At 58.1% G+C, this 23,978-nt stretch carries 20 protein-coding genes and 1 pseudogene; 12 read left to right on the forward strand and 9 right to left on the reverse strand.

The genetic code is table 11. The annotated features are described in order from the left end of the window. Nucleotide 1: 1 nt before the first annotated feature. From RAM15_RS08070 to RAM15_RS08090, 5 genes are all read right to left on the reverse strand, one after another. The gene (locus RAM15_RS08070; RefSeq protein WP_306221478.1) at nucleotides 2–838 is read right to left on the reverse strand and encodes a hypothetical protein; all 837 of its coding nucleotides are present in this window, start codon (nucleotides 836–838) and stop codon (nucleotides 2–4) included. Further along, nucleotides 835–1,530: a lantibiotic protection ABC transporter ATP-binding protein gene (locus RAM15_RS08075; protein WP_306221479.1), complete on the reverse strand. Its 696-nt coding sequence runs from the start codon at nucleotides 1,528–1,530 to the stop codon at nucleotides 835–837. Before RAM15_RS08075 ends, RAM15_RS08070 begins: the two co-directional genes overlap by 4 nt. Before the next feature lie 206 nt (nucleotides 1,531–1,736). Then, nucleotides 1,737–2,501 (reverse strand): hypothetical protein, encoded by a 765-nt coding sequence (locus tag RAM15_RS08080; RefSeq protein WP_306221480.1) that lies wholly within the window; start codon nucleotides 2,499–2,501, stop codon nucleotides 1,737–1,739. A gap of 2 nt (nucleotides 2,502–2,503) precedes the next feature. After that, nucleotides 2,504–3,283, reverse strand: a complete 780-nt coding sequence (locus RAM15_RS08085; protein ID WP_306221481.1) for a multidrug ABC transporter permease — start codon at nucleotides 3,281–3,283, stop codon at nucleotides 2,504–2,506. Beyond that, nucleotides 3,280–4,395: an ABC transporter ATP-binding protein gene (locus RAM15_RS08090; protein WP_306221482.1), complete on the reverse strand. Its 1,116-nt coding sequence runs from the start codon at nucleotides 4,393–4,395 to the stop codon at nucleotides 3,280–3,282. Before RAM15_RS08090 ends, RAM15_RS08085 begins: the two co-directional genes overlap by 4 nt. 676 nt (nucleotides 4,396–5,071) lie before the next feature. On the opposite strand from RAM15_RS08090, the gene RAM15_RS08095 reads away from it, so the two are divergent. The 5 genes from RAM15_RS08095 (at nucleotide 5,072) to RAM15_RS08115 (ending at nucleotide 10,324) form a co-directional block, all read left to right on the forward strand. Beyond that, nucleotides 5,072–6,142, forward strand: coding sequence for an iron-siderophore ABC transporter substrate-binding protein (locus tag RAM15_RS08095; protein ID WP_306221483.1), 1,071 nt, complete (start codon nucleotides 5,072–5,074; stop codon nucleotides 6,140–6,142). 88 nt (nucleotides 6,143–6,230) lie between these two features. Continuing rightward, nucleotides 6,231–7,211: a FecCD family ABC transporter permease gene (locus RAM15_RS08100; RefSeq protein WP_306221484.1), complete on the forward strand. Its 981-nt coding sequence runs from the start codon at nucleotides 6,231–6,233 to the stop codon at nucleotides 7,209–7,211. 2 nt (nucleotides 7,212–7,213) lie between these two features. Further along, complete coding sequence (locus tag RAM15_RS08105) at nucleotides 7,214–8,272, forward strand: FecCD family ABC transporter permease (RefSeq protein WP_306221485.1); 1,059 nt, start codon at nucleotides 7,214–7,216, stop codon at nucleotides 8,270–8,272. 5 nt (nucleotides 8,273–8,277) lie between these two features. Further along, nucleotides 8,278–9,141: an ABC transporter ATP-binding protein gene (locus tag RAM15_RS08110; RefSeq protein ID WP_306221486.1), complete on the forward strand. Its 864-nt coding sequence runs from the start codon at nucleotides 8,278–8,280 to the stop codon at nucleotides 9,139–9,141. A 214-nt stretch (nucleotides 9,142–9,355) separates the two neighbouring features. Continuing rightward, the gene (locus RAM15_RS08115; protein ID WP_306221487.1) at nucleotides 9,356–10,324 is read left to right on the forward strand and encodes a siderophore-interacting protein; all 969 of its coding nucleotides are present in this window, start codon (nucleotides 9,356–9,358) and stop codon (nucleotides 10,322–10,324) included. Nucleotides 10,325–10,560: 236 nt separating this feature from the next. On the opposite strand, the gene RAM15_RS08120 is transcribed toward RAM15_RS08115, so the two are convergent. The 3 genes from RAM15_RS08120 to RAM15_RS08130 form a co-directional block, all read right to left on the reverse strand. Further along, complete coding sequence (locus RAM15_RS08120) at nucleotides 10,561–11,136, reverse strand: anthranilate synthase component II (protein WP_306221488.1); 576 nt, start codon at nucleotides 11,134–11,136, stop codon at nucleotides 10,561–10,563. Next, complete coding sequence (locus RAM15_RS08125; protein WP_306221489.1) at nucleotides 11,117–12,754, reverse strand: anthranilate synthase component I family protein; 1,638 nt, start codon at nucleotides 12,752–12,754, stop codon at nucleotides 11,117–11,119. Before RAM15_RS08125 ends, RAM15_RS08120 begins: the two co-directional genes overlap by 20 nt. A 798-nt stretch (nucleotides 12,755–13,552) precedes the next feature. Continuing rightward, entirely contained in the window at nucleotides 13,553–14,434 is an 882-nt protein-coding gene (locus tag RAM15_RS08130) for an AraC family transcriptional regulator (RefSeq protein WP_306221490.1), read from the reverse strand. A 225-nt stretch (nucleotides 14,435–14,659) separates the two neighbouring features. On the opposite strand from RAM15_RS08130, the gene RAM15_RS08135 reads away from it, so the two are divergent. From RAM15_RS08135 to RAM15_RS08165, 7 genes and pseudogenes are all read left to right on the forward strand, one after another. After that, nucleotides 14,660–15,757 carry an NAD(P)-dependent alcohol dehydrogenase gene (locus RAM15_RS08135; protein ID WP_306221491.1) on the forward strand — a complete coding sequence of 366 codons (1,098 nt, stop codon included), beginning with the start codon at nucleotides 14,660–14,662 and terminating at the stop codon, nucleotides 15,755–15,757. Then, a pseudogene (locus RAM15_RS08140) lies at nucleotides 15,754–16,143 on the forward strand (alcohol dehydrogenase catalytic domain-containing protein); the annotation flags it as partial. The gene RAM15_RS08135 and the pseudogene RAM15_RS08140, both read left to right, overlap by 4 nt. 39 nt (nucleotides 16,144–16,182) lie before the next feature. Next, nucleotides 16,183–16,758 (forward strand): zinc-binding dehydrogenase, encoded by a 576-nt coding sequence (locus tag RAM15_RS08145; protein ID WP_306222275.1) that lies wholly within the window; start codon nucleotides 16,183–16,185, stop codon nucleotides 16,756–16,758. Between the two features lie 75 nt (nucleotides 16,759–16,833). Next, nucleotides 16,834–17,220 (forward strand): VOC family protein, encoded by a 387-nt coding sequence (locus RAM15_RS08150; RefSeq protein ID WP_372338685.1) that lies wholly within the window; start codon nucleotides 16,834–16,836, stop codon nucleotides 17,218–17,220. A 258-nt stretch (nucleotides 17,221–17,478) separates the two neighbouring features. Then, complete coding sequence (locus RAM15_RS08155; RefSeq protein WP_306221493.1) at nucleotides 17,479–18,372, forward strand: 3-hydroxyacyl-CoA dehydrogenase; 894 nt, start codon at nucleotides 17,479–17,481, stop codon at nucleotides 18,370–18,372. A 101-nt stretch (nucleotides 18,373–18,473) separates the two neighbouring features. Further along, nucleotides 18,474–19,367: a 3-hydroxyacyl-CoA dehydrogenase gene (locus tag RAM15_RS08160; RefSeq protein ID WP_029678322.1), complete on the forward strand. Its 894-nt coding sequence runs from the start codon at nucleotides 18,474–18,476 to the stop codon at nucleotides 19,365–19,367. Nucleotides 19,368–19,842: 475 nt separating this feature from the next. Continuing rightward, on the forward strand, nucleotides 19,843–21,501 hold the full coding sequence (locus RAM15_RS08165) for an MFS transporter (protein ID WP_306221494.1): 1,659 nt from the start codon (nucleotides 19,843–19,845) through the stop codon (nucleotides 21,499–21,501). A 332-nt stretch (nucleotides 21,502–21,833) separates the two neighbouring features. Here RAM15_RS08165 and RAM15_RS08170 read toward each other — a convergent pair whose 3' ends face one another. Continuing rightward, nucleotides 21,834–23,948 (reverse strand): glycoside hydrolase family 31 protein, encoded by a 2,115-nt coding sequence (locus tag RAM15_RS08170; RefSeq protein WP_306221495.1) that lies wholly within the window; start codon nucleotides 23,946–23,948, stop codon nucleotides 21,834–21,836. Nucleotides 23,949–23,978 lie beyond the last annotated feature (30 nt).

A 23,978-nucleotide genomic window follows, 5' to 3' on the forward strand; every position in this document is an offset into this window, starting at 1 on the left:
GTCAGTTGGTCTCCTTCCGCGAGAACCAGATTCCCGTCAGGACGGACAGGAGCAGGAACCAGACCAGGCAGGACACCAAGGCCGTCAGGCTCTGCCCGCCAAAGACAGACAGCGCAGCCTTGATCGGGCTGTTGTCCTCGGTCTCCAGGGGCACGCCATCAGGCATGACCTTCATGAAAGGCACCGGCAGATTGATCATGGCAGCGGGCGGCAGGAAGGGCCAGAGCCGTTGGCTTCCCCAGAAGATGATTGAGACCAGCAGGTCCACCATGTAAGGCAGGCCGAATCCGATCAGAACGCCGAACCGGGCGGTCAGGGCAAGTCCCGCCGGTATCATCCAGGAGCAGGCCAGGACCAGCATCAGGGCGCTGACTACAAAATCGACCAGGGAGGGACCCTGAACCCCGGAAACGGCGACTATGAGTGCCGAAAGGCCCAGAGCCAGCAGGGTGGCGAGGCCGACCAGAAGCAGGCAGTAGACGATCTTGGCCCACCAGACCATAACGGGCGCGGCAGGCAAGGACAGAGTGGTCCTCCACCGCTGTTTGCCGTCGATGTTGGCCACGGCGACGCTTATCAGGGCGGTCATGGCTGGGAGGAGCAGGACATACCAGTAGTTGACCCAGGAGGGCATCCAGACATGCAGCCCGAACGCGAAGCAAGCCACGATAACAATGAGTATCAGAGGGAAAGCCAAGACCATCCGCCTGGGCGCGGCCGACCGGCCCTTCATGATCTCCGCTGCCAGGATCCTGCCAAAGGGGATGCCGTTGCCACTGGTTCTGACTCTTTCAGCCGTATCCTGCTGGACGAATTGGTTGGCATTCCTGCTGCTCATCGTGACCTCCTGAGCACGTCCATGAACAGCCCCTCCAGGTCCTCCCCGGCGTGCAGTTCATTCTCGTAGGCCAGGCGACCGTCGGCGATGATGCCGATATGATCCGCCAGGATCGACACCTCGGAGAGGATATGGCTGGAGACGATCACGCTCATCCCCTGCTGCGGAAAGCTGCGGATCATCCCCCTCAGCTCCTCGATGCCCAGCGGATCCAGCCCGTTGGTAGGTTCGTCCAGGATCAGCAGACGGGGTTTGGTCAGAATGGCGTTCGCTATCCCCAGGCGCTGCTTCATGCCCATGGAAAACTGTCCAGCCTTCTTGGAACCCGTATCGCTCAGTCCGGCAATGGAGAGTGCCTGGTCGATCCGCTCATCAGGCAGGCCAAACAGGGTTGTACGCACCTTGAGGTTCTGACGGGCCGTCAGGTTGGGGTAGACGGGCGGCTGCTCGATCAGGGCGCCGATGTCGTAGAGATCCCGGCGCGACCAAGGGTGCCCGTCCAGAATCATGGATCCGCCACTGGGGTGCAGCATGCCTGTGACCATCTTCAGGGTAGTGGATTTGCCGGCCCCGTTTGGCCCCAGGAGCCCGTAGACTCCGCCCTCGGGGACATGCAGGGACACCTGGTCGACGGCCCGCTGTCCGCGACCGAAGACCTTGGTCAGCCCCTCGGTCCGCAATATGTAACGCATGGTCAGCTCCTATTCATTTCCGTGTGGCAGGAGCCAGACTAAAGACCGAAAATAAAGAAAGATAAAGGAGCCGGAACGGATTCTCGCGCCACCGTAATGTCTTGCTAGACAAACACCTGAGACAGGAGAGAGGAGTGCATGCACGCGCATAGCTCCTCCTGCCTTCCACATCCGCTCCTGGGACAGCCGACCGCCGCCGGCTTGAATCACAACCTCAGGTAGACCCCTGACCGTATTCTGCGCAGAGCCGCTACAAAGGCCACCAGACCGATAGCCACCTCCACCAGCCCCCTGACGGCCTCGGCAAGAAGAACCGCCGTCCAGGATAGGCCATAACCTCCCACGGCCTGAACCGTGGCCCCTAAAGGGAGGATGGTTGCGAACCGACGAAGCGGGGCCGGATAGGTTCCAGCAGGCACAACCACGCCCACAGCCACCGGCAGGAGGACAGTGACCGCATTCAGTGGAGCGAAGGAATCCGCAGTCAGCAGTCCGAGGCCACCCACAAGGATCCCCAAAGCCAAACCTGCAAAGAGGGCGGTAGGCAGGAGGCTCAGGGCTCGGAGAAAATCGAACGAGCCGTGCCCGACATCCAGGACCAAGGTTCCGGCCAGGGTCACCAGCCCTGTAATCGATGCAGCCACCACGCCCGGAAGACCCAGACCAATCCAGTAGGCCAGGTCCATCGGACGACGTGCCAGGACCTCTGGGATGATTTCCTCCTCCCTGTCCATGGTCATACCGCTGGCCATGACGGTCGCCACCTGGCAGGCCGCAGCCACCAGGCCACCGGCATATCCGATGCGAGCCAGGGCGGGGGAATTCAGGCTCCCCCCGAGCATAAGCTGGCAGGCCACATCCAGGATGGGGACAACGGCCAGGGATACCAGGAGAGCCAGGGGGCGGCCAGCAGGCATGGAAGAGCGCCAGCTGACATTGGCAACGGTGAGCATCCTATGAACCCAACTCACGGTCAGATCACCTCGATTGTGCCGTCACGCCTGGCTTTGGTCTCGGAGATGTCGGCAAGGCGGGCGGCCAGGCTAATCCACAGGAGGAGGGCCACCAGCCAGCAGGCCAGGTCCCACCAAAGGACGGGAGCCTCCGGACTGGAGGCAATGCCACCTGCCTTCATGATGGACAGGGCGGGCCGGGTGGGGATCAGATTCTTCAACCCCTCCCCCAGGTCAATCGCTCCTGCCTGACCCTCGAAAACCCCTGACAGGGCCATACAGGGGACAAGGACCAGGCCTTCATAGGCCGTGGCATAGGGGGTCATCACGAAGAGACAGGCCACCGCCAGAGCCATGACCAGGGCCCCCAGCCAAATCAGGGGCACCCCTAGGACCAGGACCGGCCAATGCTCCCCCAGCTCGGTGGGTAGGAGGGCACCCGGTCCTGGAATCAGCCAGGCCACACCGGCTAGGGGAAAAGCCAGCAGGCCAAAGGTGGCAGTTGAAGAGATCAGGGCCAGGATGGCAGGCCGGGGGCCGGACCCGCTGACCATGAGATGAGCCAGGGTCCCCTTGCGCCGTTCGAAACCGATCAGACCTGCGGCGGAGCTGCAGGAGGTCCACAGGCCTATGACGGCTGAACGGAGAAACCCCTGATAGGGGTCGGATCCCCAGGCCCTGACTCCCAACCGTTGGACCAGACAGGTTGAGAGGGTGGCTACCAGGAGGATCTCAATAAAGTAGGTGGTTCTGGTGTATTCGCGCAGTTGGAAGGCGGCCTCTCTGAGCATCCTCATCATAGATTCGCCTCCGCGCCTGGACGGGCGGCCAGGGCTAGGAAAGCGTCCTCCAGACCTGCAGGCCTGACTAGGAGATCTGCCGGACAGTCGAGTGATCGGTCCGCGAAGAAGCGGGCCATTCCTCGTCTCAGACGGATCGGCTCTGCACCCGCAGGTCCTAGCTCTTTCTCCGAGGCTCGCTTCCAGAGGATGGAGATCATCCAGTCGGGACCTGATGGCCGTGTGAGAACCACACCGCGCCGACCAACCCAGTCAATCAGAATACCCGGGTCGGCCAATTGGTCCGGCCTCAGGGTGAAGGAAGCCACCCAACCCACGTCGGCGAACCGCCGGACGACCTCCAGGGACCCATCGACCAGGATCCCGCCCGAATCGATTACGGCTATACGGTCGGCCAGTTCCTCCACCTCCTCCATGCCATGGCTGGTCAGGAGGATGCCCACCCCCGAATCCGCCACTGAACGGATCAGGCTGCGGATGCGCAGGGCTGCGCTCGGGTCCAGGCCATCAGTTGGTTCGTCCAGGAGGAGGAGGCTGGGGGAACCCAAGAGCCCCCTTGCTATGTGGAGACGCTGGGTCTGGCCTCGCGAGAGCTCATATACCGCATGACGCTCCTTACCGTTTAGCCCCACGCTGTCCAGGACACGGCCGATTTCACTGTCCCTCTGCCGGTAGGGCACATCGGCCAAGTCGGCGAAGAAGCGCATATTGGCCATCACTGTGGCCCTGGGGTAGAAACCCCTGTCTCCGCCGAGTACCAGCCCCAATCTCTTCCGGGCCTGGCTCGGATCGGCCAGGGCATCCACCCCGTCCACGCTCACCTCGCCACGGGTTGGGGTTAGAAGTGTGGAAGCAATTTTGACCAGGGTGGTTTTGCCGGCCCCGTTCAGACCGACCAAGGCCTGTATCTTTCCCCGATCCACCTTCAGACTGATGTCCGATAGGACTGTTTGGGATCCCTCCTTCCTCCCACCTCGCCTTCCGGCGAAGGACCGCCAGACGTGGGAGAGGGCCAGGGCCGGACTCTCATCATCTCCGGCCTGCGGAGACCTGCAACCTTCACGTATACCTATGTTGGAATGCTTGATGAAATCAATCAAAATAAATGCCATTTCCGTGCTCAGTGCTTGTAAATCCATGTGCACTCAGACCGGGACCGAAATCAGAATCGAACCAATGCGGTCCGGAGTACCAAGAGAAACGCCTCACAAGGGCGCCAGACCGGGCATAACGGAGTCGCCGCCCCTATGGGCGGCTTGAACCAGCGGGCCTACAGAGCCTAAAAGGCTTCAGAGGACCCTGCCCGGAATCAGCTTCTCGCAAAGGAAGCCGGCAGTCATATGACTTCACCATCCACTGATAACAAAAATCGCAGGGGCCAGGACTACAAAGGCCCATCCCCATGCATGTATGCGGGCCCCCGCAGGGACCCGCTTGCCACTATACACCGGGCCGGGGTACGGTTCCCCGGCCGATGATGACAATCGTAGAGAACCGCTTTTACGCATCACGTCCAGTGTGAACCCGTCTGAAAAACCTTGATATACGCCGCACCTAAGTGGTTGGGAACCGTGTACGGAGCGGCAGAGAAGACTGGGTTCATTAGGCTACCCATGCCCTTGATCACAAAGACGCTGGGGTCGGCGTTTGCCTACCGCCTTTGCAGATGCTCCGCTTAACACACGCAACCAAGGAAATCAACTCTTTTCTTCCCGTCGCGCCAATGCTACATCTGGTGTCTGGCTCTGGTGCACCATGCCAATTCGACAGCACGATCAAAGGAACCACATGCACATTCGACCACTTCTTTCCCTCACCCGATTCAAGCGCGCTATCGCAGCCATCCTGGTGCTGGCAAGCGCCCTGTTCTTCCTAGGCGCCTGCGGATCGAGCTCGCAGGCAGGCCAGTCCAGCCAGTCAAAGGCCTCGGAAGGGCAAGGCTCTTTCCCCGTCAAGATCGATCATGTTTACGGCACCACCTCGATCCCTTCCAAGCCCAAGCGCATCGCCACCGTCGGATGGGCCACTCCCGACAACCTCATCGCCTTGGGGGTCGTGCCGGTCAGCATCCAGAAGAACTCCTTCGGCAAGACCGTGGATGGAGGGTATCTGCCCTGGACCAAGGATGCCCTGGATGAGATGCATGTGGCCAAGGCGGATATGCCCAAGCTGCATGACGAATCGGACGGCATCGATGTCGAGGCCATCGCCGCGTCCAAGCCCGATCTGATCATCGGCCTGCTCTCCGGCATGACCAAGAAGCAGTATGACACCTTGAGCAAGATTGCGCCGACAATCGCCTATCAAGAGGTTGCCTGGGGCGACCCCTGGCGCAAGGTCATCACGTCCACAGCCAAGGCCATCGGAGAACCCGAAAAGGGCAAGCAGCTGATAGCCGACTTGGAGGAGCGCATCTCAAAGGCCGGAGAGACCCAACCGGCCATCAAGGGCAAGACCGCGGCAGTTATGTATTTCGATGCCTCCAAGCTCTCTAAGTTCAGCGTCTACACCACCTCCGACGCCCGGCCTCAGTTCCTGAACGACCTCGGTATGGAGACTCCGGAGTCCATCAAGGAGGACTCCAAGAGCACCAAGAACTTCTACAAGGAGATCTCCTCCGAGCATGCCGACAGGTACAAGGATGTCGACATCATCGTTACCTACGGCACCCCGGACCTGCTTGAAGCGATGCGCAAGGACCCCCTCCTCTCCAAGATTCCCGCAGTTGAGCGCGGATCCGTAGTGGTCATCGACAATGACAGCGAGATGGCCAATGCCCTTGACCCCTCGGCCCTGTCCATCCAGAAGACGACCGACGCATACGCCCAACTCCTGGGCGAGGCTGCCGCCAAGGTCTGATCAGGCCGCAGGTGAGGGGATGAAAGAGGGAGAGGTGGCGCATATATGCGGTCGGCGAGCAACCATGCATCGGAACGGAAACGGACCCATGGTCTTGTCCGGGCTGATTCTGGCGGTCTGCCTGGTCATGGTCTGCGCCCTGTCCCTGGTTTTCGGATCCCGTTCCGTCAGCCCTTCCGACATCCTCCACGCCCTGTCCGCCTCCTCGGATGACATCGCGGTCTCGGCCATCCGCCTGAGAATCCCCCGCACCGTCCTCGGCCTCCTGGTCGGTGCCGGGCTCGGGGTGGCCGGGACCCTGATGCAGGGCATATCACGCAATCCACTGGCGGACCCGTCGATTCTGGGTTTCAATACGGGGGCGGCCCTGGCGATCGTCTGCTCCATAGCCTTCTTCTCCCTATCGACCCCGGCCCAGTATGTCTGGGTGGGACTGCTGGGCAGTGCGACGACCGCACTGGTCGTCTGGGCCATAGGCTCCCTGGGGCCATCCGGCCCATCTCCGCTACGGCTGACCCTGGCCGGTGTCGTGATCAGTTCAGTACTGGGGTCCCTTACCTCCGCCATCCTTCTGCCGCGCATCAATGTCATCAGCTCATATCGCTTCTGGCAGGTGGGCGGAATCTCCGGCGCCCGGTTCGATCTCATGATGCCGGTCCTGCCTCTTCTCGCTCTTGGACTGATACTCGCCTTCTGCCTGACGCCCGGAATCAACGCCTTGACCCTGGGTGATCAGATGGCCGAAGGACTGGGCATGCACGTCGGACGTGTCCGCAGCCTGGCCTGGCTTGCGGCAATACTCCTCTGCGCCTCCTGTACGGCACTGGCGGGTCCGATTGGCTTCGTCGGACTGGTGGTCCCCCATGTGGCACGACTGCTTATAGGACCCGACTACAGACGAATCATGGCCCTGAGCATCCTCATCGGCCCCCTCCTGGTGGTTGGCGCCGACGTGGTGGGCAGGATAATCACCCGTCCATCCGATGTAGAGGTCGGCATCGTCACGGCACTGATTGGGGCTCCCGTATTCGTGATTCTGGCCGGGCACAGAAGAACCGCGGAGGTATAAGCATGGATGCTTGTCTCCTGCATGATTCACAGAGGCACGATGCGATGACCGACCTGCAACGGATACGACGGGCCCATGCTATTCGTTCGCTAACGGTCACCATCATGCTTGTGATACTTCTGGTCGCTCTCGCATTGGCCGATCTGACCTTAGGACACCGGGTCTACTCCATGAGCGACCTGGTTGGAGCGGTCTGGGGACGGTCAGATGAAGGAACCAGGTTCGTGATTCTCCAGCTGCGCATGCCCCGGACATTGATCGGCTGTATCGCCGGCATCGCGTTTGGCATGGCCGGAATTGGTTTCCAACACCTCCTGCGCAACATGATGGCCAGCCCGGATATCATCGGCATCACGGCAGGGGCCAACACGGCCGCCATCTTCGGCATTGTCGTATTGGGCCTGTCGGGCATGCCCTTGGCCTGCCTGGCGGTCATGGGTGGTCTCCTGACAGCCCTCCTGGTCATGGCCCTGGCCTGGCGCGGTTCGTTCGACCCGACCCGGCTGATACTGATCGGAATCGGAGTGGCCGCAGGGTTCAATGCTCTGGGTTCCTGGCTGATGGTTCGCAGCAACCAATGGGACATCCAGGCAGCAACCCGGTGGTTGACGGGCAGCCTGGCCGATGCCCAGTGGTCCGATCTACCCATACTGGCAACAACAACCCTCGTCGGCGCCATGCTCCTGCTGGCACTCGACAGGAATGTCAGCACACTGCAGCTGGGACCGGAGATGGCCGCCGGACTGGGAGTCAGGGTAAGCCGTGTCCAGTTCGAGGTGATTATCGTGGGTGTGCTGCTCCTGGCTGTCGCAACGGCGACCACCGGTCCCATCTCCTTTATTTCGTTCCTCTCCGGCCCCATCGCCGCAGTCCTGGTTGGTCGGGGAACATCGGCCCTTATCCAGTCGGGCCTGGTGGGAGGTTGCCTGGTTCTGGGGTCGGACATCGTCGCCCAACATCTGCCCACAACCCAGATGCCGGTCGGCATCATCACCAGCATTGTGGGCGGCCCCGTCCTCATCCTGATCATGGTCCTTATGACCCGCAGACAGGAGCTCTGAACATCATGACGTCACCCCCGGCACAGAACTCCTGGAGCAGCGCGCATAAGCTGACCGCCTCGCACCTTCGCCTCACCTATGGCGGGCGTACGGTCATCGAGGACCTGAGTCTGGATATACACCCACACACGATGGGGTCCATCATCGGACCCAACGGGTGCGGAAAATCAACCTTCCTCAAGGCTATGGCCAGGATACTGAAACCGGTCTCGGGGGCCGTCATGCTGGATGGAGAGCCCATCACCAGCATCCCCACCCGCAAGGTTGCAACGATTCTGGGGCTGCTGCCACAGAACCCGTCAGCACCCGCCGGCATCACCATCGCCGACCTGGTCGCTCGCGGCCGATACCCCCACCACCACTTCGTCGAGCGGTGGACGGCCAAGGACGAAAAGGCGGTGGAACGGGCCCTTGCCCTGACCGGACTGACCGATATGGCGGGGTGTCCAATCGACCGCCTGTCCGGAGGCCAGCGCCAGCGCGCCTGGATTGCCCTGACCCTCGCCCAGCAGACCGACATACTCCTTCTTGACGAGCCGACCACTTACCTGGACATCGCCTACCAGCTTGAGGTGCTTGACCTGCTGAGCACCCTGAACAGGCAGGAGGGCGTCACGGTGGTCATGGTTCTCCACGACCTGAACATGGCCGCCAGATACTCGGACTGGATCCTAGCGATCAAGGATGGCAGGAGGGTCGCCTTGGGCGCTCCCGACGAGGTCATGACCGAGAACCTGGTCACGGAGGTGTTCGATATCGCGTCCACCGTGGTGACTGATAAGTCCACCGGCGCTCCGTTGATGACCCCGGCGCCTCTCCATAGTCTCGAAGCCTACTCTGGCGCGGCTTGTAATGTACACGTACACTGAGATGACTCGACAGGACGACACCAAACAACCCAATGATGTAAAACCTTTGACGTAAACCCCTTCGTCCTGCTCTCCACATCACTACCACCAACGTCCCAACCAGAAAGCCTCAAAACCACCGACTCACGAGCCGTGACAACCTGAACGGAGTCCCATCCTCAGACAACTTGACGTCCAGGTCAACCCATAAACCCCAACCGAAAGAGAGCCAGCCATGGAACACCAAGCCAGTCGTCCTGTACCCTTGATCCCCTTCCGAGTCACCGTAGCCAGAGCAGAGACGCTCTCTCCCCATTTCAAACGAATCGTCTTTCAGGGACCAGATTTACAGAATTTTGCAGATGCTGGGTACGATGAACGAATCAAAATCCTCTTGCCCCTCCCAGACGGTTCACTTCCGGCCCCTTCATTCTTCGAAGCGTCCCCCGAAGATCCGCTTGCCTGGTACCAAAAGTGGAGAGCCCTGCCCGCAGAGCGCCGCAATCCCCTGCGCACCTATACGGTTCGCAAGGTCAGGCCGGGGAGCGAGCAAATCGATGTGGACTTCGTCATCCACGATCATGCCGGCCCGGCTGGAGCTTTCGCAGAGGCTGCCAAACCTGGCGACCAGGCCATCATCATCGGCCCTAATGCACAGGCCGAAGGACCGGTCGCGGGGATGGACTTTCACCCAGGCCAATCCAGACATCTCCTCCTAGTAGGCGACGAGACAGCAGTACCAGCCATCGCCGCCATAATGGACAGCCTGATCCGCGACCACTGGCAGGGAGAGGGGATGGCAGTGATCGAAGTCCCAACCGAAGAGGATCGTCTTCCACTGCCCGAGCATGAAGGAATCCGCATAATTTGGACGACCTGCGACGAATCCGGGCATGGGCAAGCCCTGACTGAAGCCATGCGCAGCCTGCTGGAGGACCTACCGATCCATTCGCCTACGGCCGCAGCCGCTGAATCCTCCCAGGAATTCACAGAGGTCGATATCGACAAAGAGCTGCTCTGGGAGACTGCCGATGCCGCCCAAGCCGATGCCTCTATTCATGCCGACGACCTGTACGCCTGGATCGCCGGAGAGGCGGCCACCGTCCGCGAGCTGAGACGCATGCTAGTCAGAGACCGGGGAATGGACCGCCGCAACGTATCTTTCATGGGTTATTGGCGCCAGGGCCGCAGCGAGATGTCCTAACCGCCGAACCTTACACTCGGGTAGCTACCCACCTTTGTCCTCCCTGACCTGTGAGTTTAGAGAGCGGTCGCACAAGTTCCCCTGATCGTATGAGCGTCAGGTCATGAGCTACCAAATCGAATCCGCCGCAGCATCTTGATGGACTTACGCAGAGAGATCACTGGCCTTGCTTGCTGAATAGCGGATTGCGGGAGAAAACAACCCGATCCGGTCCTGATGAGACAGTCCCCATCAAATCAGCCGGAGTACTCCCGGAAGAAGTTGGCGATCAATTGGTGACCATACTGGCTGCCGATGCTCTCGGGGTGGAATTGGACACCCTCCATGAGCGATCGACCACGTCTCAGGCCCATCACATACCCGTCCAGAAGCGAGCGCGCACTGATCTCCAGATCGGCGACCTGCCCGACCGAGGTCTCATCGGCAACCAGGGAATGGTACCTGGTCACCTCAAAGGTGTCGGGTAACCCTGTGAAGCAGCCCCTCCCGTCGTTTCTTATCCGGCTCACCTTACCGTGCTGGCGGCTGGAGGCCCTGACCACCTGGGCTCCGGCATGTACTGCGATGGCCTGCATGCCCAGGCAGATGCCGAATACCGGCTTCCGTCCCGCAACCCGGTCAAGGAGCTCCAGGTATCCGCAGTCCTCCGGATGGCCCGGTCCAGGGCCCAGGATGACCGCATCGAAGGTGAGTGGATCCACCTCGGCAAGGTGGTTCACCCGGACAATGGTCGTATCGGCGCCCAACAGGTCCACGTAGTTCTTGACCACATAGACGAAACTGTCGAAGGCATCAACCAGCAAGACTCTCATGGGCCAGCTCCTTTCCGGTGATAGCCAGATAGGCCGAACTCATCTTCTTCATGGTTTCCTGCCATTCGCTTTCCGGCTGAGAATCCTCGACGATTCCGGCCGAGGCGCGTAGGTGGTACCTGCCCGAATGGTAGGAGGCCGTCCTTATGCACAGCGCCGTCAGGACCTGACCGTCAAATCCGAGAAAGCCCACCGCCCCGGCATATACCCCGCGCGAACTGACCTCGGTCTCCTCGATGATCTCCACCGCGCGCACCTTGGGGGTTCCTGTCATGGTACCGGCGGGGAAGGCGGACGAGAAGACGTCGTACTTGTCCAGGCCAGGCCGGATTCGACCGACCACGTCCGAGACCATATGAATGACGTGGGAGTAAACCTCGGTGGTCATCAGCCGGTCCACCTCCAAGGATTCGGGTGTGCAGCACCTCGCTACGTCGTTGCGCCCCAAATCCACCAGCATCAGATGCTCGGCCCGTTCCTTGGGGTCGCCGGTCAGCTGCCTGATGGCCGCCTGGCGGGCCTCATCATCTCCGGGATTGCCGACAGTTCCGGCGATGGGCCTCAGGGTTATGTCACCATCAGGGGTCAGCCCGATGAAGAGCTCGGGGCTGGCGCCGATGACATGTACCCCTTGGGGAGTCACAAAATAGTACATATAGGGGGACGGGTCCTGCCGACGCAGCCGTTGGTAGACCTGGAAGGGCGGAATCCTGGAGTCCACCTGAATCTCATGCCCGAGCTGGAGCTGGTACACATCCCCCTGAGCTATGTGCTCCTTGCCCTTGGCAAACCACCGATAGAAACGACCCCGGTCGATCGTGTCGTGGGCCTTATATGGATAGTCCGGCCCTATGCCATCCTGTATGCCACCCTGGTCAGCATGCGATTCAGAAGATTGCTCCGGCAATGCGTCGGATTTGAGCAGCTCCACCACCTCCTCCAACGACGCGAATCCATGACCGTGCCCGCCGCTTTCAATTGCCGCACTCTGGATCTGTGCACCAGACCGTGTAGAAGATCCGCGCTCTCGCAGATTTTCCCCGCCCTCTGGAATGCCGCATTCGGCCGAACCCTCTTCGGCATGAATCAAAGTGGCGCAGTAGCCGCCAGCCTTCAGATCCAAGGTGATGATTCCCCGATAAAGAGTCAACGAGATGACCGGCAAGGCCGCGTCCCTTGGTATGCGCTCCTCCAGATCCTCGATCATGAAGATGGTGTCATACCCGAAGTAGCCGAACCAGCCCATTCCGAAGGGGCCTTCGTGGTCGCCGCTGATGGCGAAGGAGGATTCCAGCCGCCTCAGCAATGCAAAGACTTCCTGGATGCCGGAGACCGGAAGATGGACCACTCCCTGCTCAATCCGGTCAAAGGGCCTCAGGATTCCTGTCAGCTGAGGATTGCCCAAAGGGTCGATGGTCATGACGTGGCCTGTCACGCTTACGGTCAGCACCGGCTCGAAGCCAATCACCGAGCGGTTCCGGTCTGGATCGGGGCCGCTCAGGGACTCCAGGAGGAAGAGCTGATCCTCCTGGTATCTGGTGCGCAGCCGGTGATAGATGGCCAGGGCATCGAGGTCGCTGGAGAATCGGCGTGATTCGATAGTTACGTTGATAGTCATTAGGGCACTTCCTAGTTCAGATACTGCGGTTTGGAAACGGCAGTGAAACCCCACCCGGTGCCGATTGAGCAGGCCAAGGATACGGATTTCCTATGGCAACATGTCCGCAGATAATAAAAGAGCAACCTCAAACACCGAGGTAAATATAGGAATCAGAAGAAGAACCGGCTAAAACATCAACGCCATCGGGCATCGACATAGAAGAAGGCACCCTTGGGCAACCAAGGCTTCAGTGATGTCGTTTTCTCCATGGCCACGATGCTAGAGCACCAGGATGCGAACGCCCAACCGATATCCATCATTCGGACGCAATCTGTTCATTTCAATAGATGCCGATGTCAGCGACGAAATCAGCCGTCTTTGACGATGCCATGGACGGTGGCATGCGTGACGCTTACCGCAAACTCAACAATTAAGCCTGCTTATCCGGTAATGACATGAACCTTCCTGATCGCTGATGCCCTATGTTCAACATGGCGAATGAAGGCAGATGAACTTCGTTGGCGTAAGCAGAGCGGCTCGGATTCCGATACGGCGTTGAAAGGACTTTCATAATATGGCTCATTCGCAGTGCCTACCTATTCCTCGAGACGCCTAAAAAGGCAAGACAGCATGAATATTTGACAAATAAGTATCATTGGTTGGTCAGATCCTCAGCATGCGGGCCGATGAAAATCGGCTGAAAAGAGCTTGCCCAAGCGGCCCCTTCCCCGCTATAAGCAAAATTACGATTCTGCAGGCTCCTGGTGAATATCTGACAATGCAGAACTATGCACGCATAATCGGAAGCTGGTTAGCTCAGTACCGATGGGATTGCCGGTAGGCTCTTGGCGTCGTTCCCATTTCCTGTTTGAATCGACGGTTGAAATTGGCAACATTGCCAAATCCGCTTCGAGCTCGAATACTGGCAATGGGCAAGTCGGTCGTGACCAGGAGACGGGACGCTCGGGAGATGCGCAGCCTACGGACCATGTCGGAAAAGTTGATTCCTGCAGCCTTCTTAAAGAACCTGGAGAAGGCCGATGGACTCATAGAAACAACCTCTGCGGCCCCGTTCAGGCTGATCTGGCCCGCAATATGTGAATTGACATAGGCCAGGACCTGATTGATCCGGTTAGCCGCATCTACTGAAGCATCAGGCTCATAGCCCGGAGTGACCATGGTGAACCATTCGTTACTCGGAGCTTGCACGAAGACTCTGAATATCTCCAAGAGGTCAATCAGCCGGTCAAGTTCACGGTGATTTCCCATATCCGTCAGTATCGTGGCGACCCGGACGGCGGATTGACCGGAAAGTACGATCGCCTGATGTCCCCGCTGCAGGAGAGCCGAAATCTGGCCAGCCTCAGGAAAGATCCGCGCAAGGGCCTGGATACGGTTGGGATGAACCTGACAAGCCACATCCCTATGCGAGATGACTGTGCCTGCAGTCAGATCAGAAATCCAATTGTGTGGCACATTGCTTCCCAAAAGCGAGACCTGCCCTGGAGAAAAAGAGACCATGCCGTCACCAGCCATCATGTAGCCTCTACTTTCTCTGATCAAATGGATCTCTATCTCCGGGTGATAATGCCACCGGGCCAGAGCGGACGGGTAGCCGTGCTCCAGCCAACGGATTGATTCATCTCCTCGTGGCACCACAACCTCAAGGGCCCCGCGATCAACTGCGCTGTCTCTCATGTATATGTAAACCTCCGCTGCAATCTGACACTATCAAGTGCAACAAAGCTATCGAAAGCCTATTCGTGCTGTCCTTCCCCCGCAGATCAGATTAGAAGTCAAAATAATACCACTATTGGTTATAGGGCAATATATTCATCCCATCAGTGACGCATAGTATGGAAGCAAGTTGTCAATGACGATATAAATCCAACCCCCTTTTTAGCCCGGTTAAAGGAGCAGCAAATGAAAGCGGTCGTTTTAGAGAAACAAGGCATCATCAAGGTACGGGATGTCCCCGATCCACCCGCACCCGGATCTGGCGAATTGCTCATAGCACCTCATACCGTTGGCATATGCGGCTCGGACTTGCACTACTACTTACACGGTAGAGTGGGCAAGTACGTGGTGCAAAAACCGATGATCATCGGACATGAGGCCTCAGGGACTGTTCTTGAAGTCGGACCCGGGGTCGAAGGATTCAAGGTCGGCGATAAGGTGGCGATGGAACCCGGAATCCCTGATATGAATTCCAAAGCCTCCAAGCTGGGACTATACAATATTGACCCTTCTGTCCGTTTCTTTGCAACTCCCCCCGTTGATGGCTGCCTCTGCGAAAAAATTGTTCATCCAGCAGCCTTCACCTACAAGTTGCCAGAGAATATGTCCTACGCGGAAGGAGCCCTCTTAGAGCCCCTTTCAGTAGGAATGTGGTCCGCTACCAAGGCCAGGATAAAACCAGGCGACACCGGAGCCGTGATTGGAGCAGGAACCATTGGACTGATGACGGCGGCTTCGGCTATGGCCGGGGGATGCGCACGCGTCCTAGTGTCCGACTCATCCCGCGTTAAATTGAACCTAGCTGCCCAAATCCCTGGAGTCATTCCTGTGGACATCAACCAAGACAGCCTTCTGGACCGGGTCATGGCTGAGACAGATGGATGGGGAGCAGACCGTGTCTTCGAGGCATCTGGAAACCTCAATGCCTATCAGGAGCTCTGGAAACTGGGAGCGCCGGGCAACACTACCGTTATCGTCGGCATCCCAGCCGAAGGAATCGTCCCTATGGATATTACCGAGGTCCAGGCCAGGGAGACCCGTATAGAGAACGTCTTTAGGTATGCCAATGTTTATCAGAAGTCCATTGATCTGGTTTCAGCAGGAAAAATCAACTTGAAGCCCTTCATCTCCCGAACCTACAGAATGAATCAGGCCCAGGAGGCCTTCGACAGGGCAGCCCAGGGGCACCAGGAGGATGTCAAAATCCAGATAGAGCTACCCGATTTCAAGGAAGCTGCCGACAACGCACAACCCGGAGCACAGGAACCTGGGGATGAGTCATGAAAGCACTTGTTCTAAAAAACCCACAAGAACTGGACCTGGAGGACGTGCCCACGCCCCACATTGGCAGCGCAGAAGTCCTAATCCGCACTGCTTATGCGGGTATTTGCGGCACCGACCGTGATCTGTATCTGGGTCTTCCTGGTTCAGCTAAAGCTGATCCGCCCATCATACTAGGCCACGAGAATTCAGGCCGGATCGCGTACGTCGGAAGCCAGGTGACCGGTCTAGCGGTTGGGGATAATGTGGCCGTGGATCCCAACATCTACTGCCACCAGTGCAACTACTGCCGAAGCGGGAAACCCGGGCTTTGCAGTCACTTGTCAGCTATCGGTGTGACCCGGAACGGGGGGATGGCGGAATACTTCTCGGCCCCTGCTGAAGTAGTCTACAAAGTACCCAATGGAATCGGGCTGCGAGAAGCATCCATGATGGAACCAATCTCCTGTGCGGTCCACGGCGTAAATCTCATGGCATTGCGACCCAATCAGAAGGCACTGGTCATCGGGGACGGCTTCATGGGACAGCTCTTCGCCCAGATTCTTCAATGCTATGGTCTGGTCCAGGTGGATCTAGCCGGCATCAGTGCTGAGAAACTGGCCTTGGGCAGACGTTTGAGCAACATCCACGCCACCTACAAGACTGACTGCGAGACTCTGCCTGTCGAGGCCTATGATCTGGTCGTGGAGGCCGTTGGCCTTCCAGCCACACAGGCGCAGGCCATCCAAGCGTGCAGACGTGGTGCCCAGGTCCTCATGTTCGGGGTGGGCGCCCCCGATGCCCACTTCACCATGAACACCTATGATATTTACCAAAAAGAACTGACCATAAAAGGGTCCTTCATCAATCCCCTCTCCTGCATGGATGCCATCAGTCTCCTAGAATCCGGGCGGTTGAATATAAGTGACCTGATTAGTCACGAACTGAAACTGGAACAAGTTCCTGAACTCATGGAAGGCAAGATTGGTGAAACGACCAAGGCATTGGTCACATTCCCGAATTGACAAGAACTGCTGAAACAGCCCTAACATGCTATCAAGTACCTTAACCCTCAAGGAGGAGTCATCACTATGCAAAACATGTCGGCTTTCACCACTGACTTCCAGCACTCGGGCATGATCGCCCGCGATCTGGACGAGACCATCGACTTCTACACGAACAAACTCGGGTTCGAGCTGGTCGGCATCTACCCCAACGGAGAGAACCGCTGCGCCTTTCTGCGACTGGGCCATCTGACCATCGAAACCTGGGAGGGCGAGCCTGCGCCCATGCGCACCGGAGCCATCAACCATTGGGCGCTGGATACGCCAGACATCGATGCCGCCTACAAGCATGCCCTGGAGATGGGATTGACCATCAGAGAGGACTCCATCCAGTCCATTCCCACCTTCTGGCAGCACGGAATCCGCTACTTCAACGTCATCGGCCCCAACCAGGAGACCATCGAGTTCTGCCAGATTCTCTGAACGCCATCCGATCAGGCTGCAAGAAGACATAGCCTGACGTGCGAATCCTGTATACAGCGAGCGCAGAGCTCCATACGGGCAATCCCATGTGAGTAATGAGACACATTTATCTGCAGCTTGCAAGGAACTGAAGTCACCTGAATTTCCCTAGAAACCAGCCACTTTCGACACAAAACCCCTTTCAATGCGACCCGTATTCCTCCACTAGAATGAGCATTGCGTCCAATGCGGGGCGCCTGATAATGAAAGAAGTTTCTCATGACGAACATTGAGAATGTCACGGTGGCCGGCGGTGGAGTGCTGGGCAGCCAGATCGCCTTCCAATCAGCCTTCAAGGGCAAGAAAGTCATAGTCTACGACATCAATGATGAGGCCATTGCAGCGGCGGAGCAGCGGATCAAGAACCGTCGTGACCTCTACAAGCGGGACATCAACGCCACCGACGAGCAGTTCGATGCAGGCTTGAACAACCTGAGCTACAGCGCAGACCTGGCCGAAGCCGTCAAGAACGCCGACCTGGTTATCGAAGCCGTCCCCGAGAAACCCTCCATCAAGCATAACTTCTATCAGAGCCTGGCCAAGGTAGCCCCTGAGAAGACCATCTTCGCCAGCAACTCCTCCACCTACGTGCCCAGCACCTATGCCGCAGACACCGGTCGTCCAGCTAAGTTCCTCTGCCTTCACTTCGCCAATCACGTGTGGCGCATGAACACCGCCGAGATTATGGGCTCCGACCAGACCGACCCCGACATCTTCAACGAGATCGTGGACTACGCCAAGGAAATCGGCATGGTCCCCATCCCGCTCCACAAGGAGCAGCCCGGGTACATCCTCAACAGCCTGCTGGTCCCCTTCCTGGAGGATGCCGGCTATCTCTGGGGCAACGACATAGCAGACCCTGAAACCATCGATAAGACCTGGATGATCGGCACTGGCTCGCCCGTTGGCCCCTTCGGCGCCTATGACGCGGTCGGCCTGCGGACCATTTACAACATCATCGAAGAGCAGAAAGGCGACGACCCCGACTTCAAGCCCTTCCTGGAGAAGGTCAGGAAGATGCTCGACGAGGGGAAGACCGGCAGTGACGCAGGCCACGGATTCTATGACTATCCGAACCCGCGTTACAAGGATGAGGACTTCCTCAAGGCCTGATCGTCTGTCTGCCGAATCTGTGAGCCAGGCCCCGTCCAAGACCTGGCTCTACTATGGAAAGGCGTATCCAAGGATGGATACCACGAATGAAAGAGGTTTTTATGACGAACATTCATAATGTCACGGTTGCCGGCGGTGGGGTGCTTGGTAGCCAAATCGCCTATCAATCAGCCTTCAAAGGCAAGAAAGTGACGATCTACGACATCAACGACCAGGCTGTGGCGGCCGCAGAGGAGCGTGTCAAGAACCTGCGCGATTCTTACAAGCACGACATCAACGCCACTGATGAACAGTTCGATGCCGGACTGAATAACATGTCCTTTACCGCCGACATGGCCGAGGCTGTCAAGAATGCCGACTTGGTCATCGAAGCTGTCCCCGAGAAGCCTTCCATCAAGCACGACTTCTACCAGAGCTTGGCCAAACTGGCACCCGAGGACACCATCTTCACCAGCAACTCCTCCACCTACGTGCCCAGCACCTTCGCACCTGACACGGGCAGGCCGGACAAGTTCCTGAACATGCACTTCGCCAACCAAGTCTGGCTGAACAACACCGCAGAGATCATGGGATCCGAGCAGACTGACCCCAAGGTCTTCAACGAGATCGTGGACTATGCCAAGGAAATCGGCATGGTTCCCATCGTCCTGAAGAAGGAGCAGCCAGGATATGTCCTGAACACCCTTCTCATCCCCCTGCTCAACGCCGCCGCCCACCTCTGGGGCCACGACATCGCAGACCCGGAGACCGTGGACAAGACCTGGATGATCGGCACGGGCGCCCCCATGGGACCCTTTGCCATCTTTGACGTTGTGGGGCTGCGGACCGCCTTCAACATCACCAAGGAACAGCAGGGCGACAACCCCGACTTCAAGCCCTTCATGGATAAGATCCAGAAGATGATGGACGAGGGCAAGACCGGCAAGGACTCCGGACAAGGCTTCTACACTTATCCGAACCCCGCCTTTGCTGATCCAAACTTCCTGAAGGCCTGACAGGACAGCTCTTCTATCAATAGAGCCCGCCCGTTCTGAGGGACCGCGTTGCGACGCACCTCCCCCTCAACCGGCGGGCCCGCTTTTTCATCAGTCATTCTCGATCGGAGCCTATCGTCACGCAGCTCTCAGGCGTACCCAAGGGCTCCTTCGGACCGCCTACAGCATCCTCTGCTAGCACAAGGGCGGCAATCCTCGAGCCAAGCCCTTCCTGGACAAGCTGTGAGAAGAGACTGATAGGCCTTCTTCCACTTCCCAGATAACGACTACCGGGGTCCCGAATTTCTCAAGGTCTGAATCGAATCCTCCCAAGTGAGCTGTGAGGGCGAAGCTTGGCCTTTCACAGCTCACAACAGGGGACGTGGTAAGCTGTATATTTATGGCATTTTTGTGAAAACCGCTAAAGGAAGAGGCAGACAGGGAAATCACAAAGGCGGAAAAGACGAACAACGGCCTAGGGGCCGGAGAAGGAACAATGGCAGAGGACGATAAAATCGTGGCTGCAGATAGCGGCCAACATGAGCAGGAACGACGCGGCAGGCAGACAGCCAAGCAGATCAAGAAGCAGCAGGCCGCAGCCAAGCGCAAGGCCCGCAAACAGAATCCCAGACCTCACCGGGGCTGGAGCGAACGCCTGCATCTGACCGACATCAACGTGGTGGACAGGTCCACCCTTAAGCGGGCCATCGCCGGCACCGTGGTCGGCAACTTCATGGAATGGTACGACGTGGGGGTCTACGGCTACCTAGCAGTCACCATCGGCCGCGTCTTCCTGTCTGACGCATCCGATGCCGTGCAACGGCTCTTCTCCCTGGGTGTTTTCGCTGTCACCTTCATCGCCCGCCCCTTGGGCGGCGTGGTCCTGGGCCAGCTGGGCGACAAGGTCGGCCGCCAGCGCATTCTGGCCTTCACCCTGCTGAGCATGTCCGCAGCCACCCTGCTGATCGGCCTTCTACCCAGCTATGCGGCCGTCGGTCCCCTGGCGCCCATCCTGCTCATCCTGCTCAAGCTGATCCAGGGCTTCTCCACGGGCGGCGAGTACGCAGGCGCCTCCACCATGGTCACCGAGTACTCGCCGGACCGGCATCGCGGATTCTTCGCATCCCTGTTGGACGTGGGATCCTACTTCGGCTACGCCTTCGGAGCAGCCTTGGTCTCCTTGCTAGAGTTCTCCATTTCCCCGGAAGCCATGCTGGCCTGGGGCTGGCGCATCCCCTTCATCATCGCTCTCCCGTTGGCCGCTATCGCGGTCTACTTCCGGGCCAAGGTCCAGGATACCCCCGCCTTCCGCCAGGCCCAGGATGCCAGCGACGAGAAGACCAAGAGCCAACACAAGAGCCTGTTGGACCTGATCCGGGGCTATTGGCGGGAGCTGCTCATGGCCTTCATCCTGGTGGCCGCGGCCAACACCCTGAGCTACACGCTGACCGCCTACATGCCCACCTACCTGTCGGGCACCCTGCACTACAACACGGCCCAGGCCAACCTGCTCTCCCTGCCGGTCCTGCTCATGGTGGCCTGCTGCATCCCCATTACCGGAGCCCTTTCAGACCGCTTCGGCCGCAAGAAGGTGCTGTTCATGGGGGCCTTCACCGGACTGTGCCTGGCCCTGCCGGCCTTCCGACTGTTGGAGCATGAGACCACAGGTGCCGTCTTCGGCGGACTGGTTCTGCTGGCCATCCCGGTCATCTTCTTCGTGGCCAACCTGGCCTCCACCCTGCCGGCCCTCTTCCCCACTGCCTCCCGTTACGGCGGCATGGGACTGTCTTACAACCTGGCCGTAGCCGTCTTTGGCGGAACCGCACCTGTCATCATGGAAGGACTGGTGACCGCGACTGGCAAGTCCCTGGCACCCGCCTACTGGATCATGTTCACTTCGACCTGCGGTCTGATCACCGTGCTCTTCCTTGCAGAGACCGCGCGGCGCCCCATGCCTGGCACTCTGCCCACCGTGCTCAACCGGCAGGAGGCACGCGACCTGGTGGCCACACAGGACCGCAACCCCGATCTGGACGTAAAGACCATCATCAAGGATGCCGAAGAGAGCGGAGTGCGCAAGACGCCGAAAAAGCTGGCTGCCGAGACGCGCAAACTTCTGGGCATTCCCCGCTCGGGAGACAAAAACAAGAAATAGGTACCGCATTCAAGGCGGAGGAACGTCTACTAGCTCAGGTTGTGGGAGTTGAGTCCAAATTGAAGACAGGATGCTATCTTCTCTTCCGATAATCGGGATGAAGATAAGGGTTTTGCACCGCCAGCATCTGGAGAAGGCGCCAAGCACAACATTCGGCTGGTGGGCCAGGAATGGTTTCCGTTCTGGCCCACCAGCCAATTTTATCCGCGAATTTGATCTCACCAATCAGAGATATAAATACCCATTACCACTGGTTTCGGCAAAACCGATGTTGAGAAGCACAGCTTTTGCCGGCTCTTTCTGCTCTTCAGACAAGAACGGATAGTCTTCATCTAGACCAGACCTAGGAGTCCGTGGTCTTTCCCGTCACGCGCGAATACTGGGATAACATCAATCGGAGTCTGAACCTGCACCTCTTGGCCACCTCTTAATTCCTCACCCGTGTGCAGGTTACGCCAACGAAGACCCTCATCACCAGGCAGCCAGACTTTCCTCGCTCTGGCACCTGCTTCGACGACGGGAGCCACCAGCAGATCGGGGCCGAACATGTATTCGTCCGATATATCCGCCGCCATCCTGTCTCCAGGGAATTCGAAGAACAGCCCCCGAACCAAAGGAAGACCGCATTCATGCGCCTCCCGGAAGAGACTTCGAGTATAGGGTCTCATCACCTCCCTGGCCTTAATGAACTTGCGGAAGACCTGCTCAACCTGCGGTCCATAGCTCCAAGGTTCATTGTCGGCACCTGATGGCGAACGGCGGCATCCACCAGCAGTTTTCACGCTCTCCTTGCCATCTGCGGAATGAAGGCTACGATCACCGTGGTTGCGCATCACAGGCAGGAAACATGAGAAGGCACACCATCTGGAAAGGAGCTCACGGAAGTCCTCCGTATCGACAATACCGTCATGGAAACCACCCATATCCGTGGTAAACCAAGGAATGCCAGCCATTCCCATATGTATGGCACAGGTGATCTGCGAGCGCATATCTTCAAAAGTAGAACCGACATCACCTGACCAGACCAGTGATCCGTACCGTTGCGAACCCGCCCAGGCGCATCTGGTCAGATTGACGATCTGTCCCTTGGCGCCCTCAGCTACTTGTCCATCGTAGAAGCCCTTGTTATACAGCTGAGGATATATGTTGCCTACATTCAGATCGCTACCGAGACTGTACCGGTAATTGCGGAAGTCGTATACTCCATACTCTGGTTCTGCCTCATCCAGCCAGAAAGCACGAACTCCTTTATCCCAGTAATTCTTCTTGCAGAGGTTCCAAACGAATTCCCGAGCACCAGGGTTGGTCGCATCGTAATTGACGCTAGGCTCTTCGAACATCATGTCCAAATCCAAACCTGCCTCGGTGCTGGTGAGGTAATTCCGCTTCTTCATTTCAACGAAATTCTCGGAGGTGATCGAGACCTGCGGCCATATGGACACCATGAGTTTGACGCCTAGTTGATCCAGCTCCCTGACCATGGCTGCCGGATCCGGCCAGAACTCATCCTCAAACCTGTAGTCACCCATGTGGGGCCAATGAAAGAAGTCAACCACGAGGAGATCCAAGGGTATATCTCTTTCCTTAAAACCATGGGCGACCTTTATTACCTGATCCTGATTCCAATATCGCAGCTTGCTCTGCCAAAATCCCAGACCCCATTCAGGCATAACAGGGGCATGACCGGTGGCATCCGCATACTGTGACTCGATCTGCGCGTAGTCGTCACCAGCGGTGATCCAATAATCAATCTGATCACTAGAGCGCGCCTCCCATTCTGTTCTGTTCTTTCCAAAGATGGCCCTTCCAATGGCCGGATTGTGCCAGAGGAAGCCATACCCGGCAGAAGAAACGACAAAGGGCACGCTGGCCTGAGAATTGCGATGAGCGAGCTCGAAAGTACACCCTTTGATGTCCAAAATATTCTGCTGATATTCCCCCATACCGTACAGGTGCTCATCCTGCGACGAAATGAACGAAACTTTCAGACCATAACTCCCGCCAGCTATTGGTTCATACTGTCTGGCTTTGAGCATCAGAGACCCGCCTGCTGGGGCCTCACGCAACAGGCATCGCCCCTTATCGTCCCAGAAACTCAGTTCGCACCTGAACACCTCATAGCCAACGCTTCCAACATAATGATGAGATGAGTGTGCCTTCACAATGATCGAGCCATTGGTCAGTGTCGCTTCTCCCTTATTCCGGTCAAGACTTATGCTGCAGGACTCGTCAGATGTCTTGTCAATTTTGTTTTGATAATCTATCGTATGCTGATTCGCCTCAACTACCTTGTCTTTGGGTAGCAGAGCCCAATCATGAGGATTAAAGGTATCGTTTCGAGTGGCCCTTACCCGAACGCTGTTCCGTCCCCAGGCTTCAATACGTATCGTCTCTCCGTCCCCGGTCCAAACCAGGTAATCCTGTCCAATTTGAAAATCCTCGTACACCTTGTCTCCTTTGTGCCATCCGTGATGGTT

This window comes from Bifidobacterium asteroides, from assembly GCF_030758775.1.
Lineage (GTDB): Bacteria > Actinomycetota > Actinomycetes > Actinomycetales > Bifidobacteriaceae > Bombiscardovia > Bombiscardovia kimbladii.

Excerpts from the sequence above, each read along its gene's own strand:
- RAM15_RS08070 (WP_306221478.1), bottom strand. The coding sequence starts at position 838 with ATGAGCAGCAGGAATGCCAACCAATTCGTCCAGCAGGATACGGCTGAA.
- RAM15_RS08075 (WP_306221479.1), bottom strand. The coding sequence starts at position 1,530 with ATGCGTTACATATTGCGGACCGAGGGGCTGACCAAGGTCTTCGGTCGC.
- RAM15_RS08085 (WP_306221481.1), bottom strand. The coding sequence starts at position 3,283 with ATGATGAGGATGCTCAGAGAGGCCGCCTTCCAACTGCGCGAATACACC.
- RAM15_RS08090 (WP_306221482.1), bottom strand. The coding sequence starts at position 4,395 with ATGGCATTTATTTTGATTGATTTCATCAAGCATTCCAACATAGGTATA.
- RAM15_RS08095 (WP_306221483.1), top strand. The coding sequence starts at position 5,072 with ATGCACATTCGACCACTTCTTTCCCTCACCCGATTCAAGCGCGCTATC.
- RAM15_RS08100 (WP_306221484.1), top strand. The coding sequence starts at position 6,231 with ATGGTCTTGTCCGGGCTGATTCTGGCGGTCTGCCTGGTCATGGTCTGC.
- RAM15_RS08105 (WP_306221485.1), top strand. The coding sequence starts at position 7,214 with ATGGATGCTTGTCTCCTGCATGATTCACAGAGGCACGATGCGATGACC.
- RAM15_RS08110 (WP_306221486.1), top strand. The coding sequence starts at position 8,278 with ATGACGTCACCCCCGGCACAGAACTCCTGGAGCAGCGCGCATAAGCTG.
- RAM15_RS08115 (WP_306221487.1), top strand. The coding sequence starts at position 9,356 with ATGGAACACCAAGCCAGTCGTCCTGTACCCTTGATCCCCTTCCGAGTC.
- RAM15_RS08120 (WP_306221488.1), bottom strand. The coding sequence starts at position 11,136 with ATGAGAGTCTTGCTGGTTGATGCCTTCGACAGTTTCGTCTATGTGGTC.
- RAM15_RS08125 (WP_306221489.1), bottom strand. The coding sequence starts at position 12,754 with ATGACTATCAACGTAACTATCGAATCACGCCGATTCTCCAGCGACCTC.
- RAM15_RS08130 (WP_306221490.1), bottom strand. The coding sequence starts at position 14,434 with ATGAGAGACAGCGCAGTTGATCGCGGGGCCCTTGAGGTTGTGGTGCCA.
- RAM15_RS08135 (WP_306221491.1), top strand. The coding sequence starts at position 14,660 with ATGAAAGCGGTCGTTTTAGAGAAACAAGGCATCATCAAGGTACGGGAT.
- RAM15_RS08145 (WP_306222275.1), top strand. The coding sequence starts at position 16,183 with ATGATGGAACCAATCTCCTGTGCGGTCCACGGCGTAAATCTCATGGCA.
- RAM15_RS08150 (WP_372338685.1), top strand. The coding sequence starts at position 16,834 with ATGTCGGCTTTCACCACTGACTTCCAGCACTCGGGCATGATCGCCCGC.
- RAM15_RS08155 (WP_306221493.1), top strand. The coding sequence starts at position 17,479 with ATGACGAACATTGAGAATGTCACGGTGGCCGGCGGTGGAGTGCTGGGC.
- RAM15_RS08160 (WP_029678322.1), top strand. The coding sequence starts at position 18,474 with ATGACGAACATTCATAATGTCACGGTTGCCGGCGGTGGGGTGCTTGGT.
- RAM15_RS08165 (WP_306221494.1), top strand. The coding sequence starts at position 19,843 with ATGGCAGAGGACGATAAAATCGTGGCTGCAGATAGCGGCCAACATGAG.